Source organism: Escherichia sp. XD33 (genome assembly GCF_019375075.1).
Classification (GTDB): Bacteria; Pseudomonadota; Gammaproteobacteria; order Enterobacterales; family Enterobacteriaceae; genus Enterobacter; species Enterobacter flexneri_A.
Genome location: NZ_JAENDM010000188.1, coordinates 1 through 1258, shown reverse-complemented (window position 1 = coordinate 1258; position 1258 = coordinate 1). Strand labels below are relative to the sequence as shown.

Annotated in this window: 1 protein-coding gene; it reads right to left on the bottom strand. The window is 53.6% G+C overall.

Annotated features, from left to right (window positions below; all coding sequences use genetic code 11):
* Window positions 1–30 precede the first annotated feature (30 nt).
* A protein-coding gene (locus tag K0778_RS26175) for an IS3-like element IS3 family transposase (RefSeq protein WP_085947771.1) occupies window positions 31–1193 on the bottom strand; the annotation gives its coding sequence in 2 pieces (ribosomal slippage) (window positions 31–932 and window positions 932–1193; 1164 coding nt in all).
* Window positions 1194–1258: the final 65 nt, after the last annotated feature.

Here is a 1258-nt window from a genome sequence, read left to right as displayed (position 1 = left end):
TGATCCTACCCACGTAATATGGACACAGGCCTAAGCGAGGTTCTTGTTTTCAAATTGTTCCGGACTGAGGCCGCCACACCAACTGTGCCGCCGCCACCGATTGTAATCACATTCGATATAATTAAACACCGTTGCCCGCATTATTTCCCGGCTGATAAAGTGTTCTCCATGGATACATTCCACTTTCAGCGAATGAAAGAAGCTTTCCACGCAGGCATTATCGTAGCAGCAACCTTTTGCGCTCATACTTCCACGCAGATTATGCCGCTTCAGTTGCGCCTGATAATCTGCTGAACAGTACTGGCCTCCACGGTCCGTGTGAACGATAACGTTCCGGGGCCTCTTACGCCGCCACAGCGCCATCTGCAGGGCATCGCAGGCCAGTTGCGCCGTCATGCGTGGCGACATTGACCAGCCAATAACGGCACGTGACCACAGGTCAATGACCACTGCCAGATACAGCCAGCCTTCATCTGTACGTAAGTACGTGATGTCTCCTGCCCACTTCTGGTTCGGGCCACTGGCGTAAAAATCCTGCTCCAACAGATTTTCTGACACAGGCAGGCCGTGTGCGCGGTAGCTGACCGGGCTGAACTTCCGGGAGGCCTTTGCCCTCAGTCCCTGACGGCGCAGGCTTGCCGCCACGGTTTTTACGTTAAAGGGGTAACCCTGAGCACGCAGTTCATCCGTCAGGCGTGGGGCACCGTAACGCTGTTTTGACCGGGTAAAAGCCGCGAGGACAACGCTGTCGCAGTGTTGGCGGAACTGCTGACGCGTGCTTATCCTTGTCCGCCGCTGACACCACGTATACCAGCCGCTGCGGGCCACCCGGAGCACGCGGCACATTGCTTTGATGCTGAACTCAGCCTGATGTTTTTCAATAAAGACATACTTCATTTCAGGCGCTTCGCGAAGTATGTCGCGGCCTTTTGGAGGATAGCCAGCTCTTCATCCCGTTCTGCCAGCTGGCGTTTGAGACGTGCAATCTCGGTAGACATCTCCAGTTCACGTTCAGAAGACGTCTGCTGATTTTGCTGTTTACTGCGCCAGTTGTAGAGTTGTGATTCATACAGGCTGAGTTCACGGGCTGCGGCAGTAACACCGATGCGTTCAGCAAGCTTCAGGGCTTCACTGCGAAATTCAGGCGAATGCTGTTTACGGGGTTTTTTACTGGTTGATACTGTTTTTGTCATGTGAGTCACCTCTGACTGAGAGTTTACTCACTTAGCCGCGTGTCCACTATTGCTGGGTAAGATCA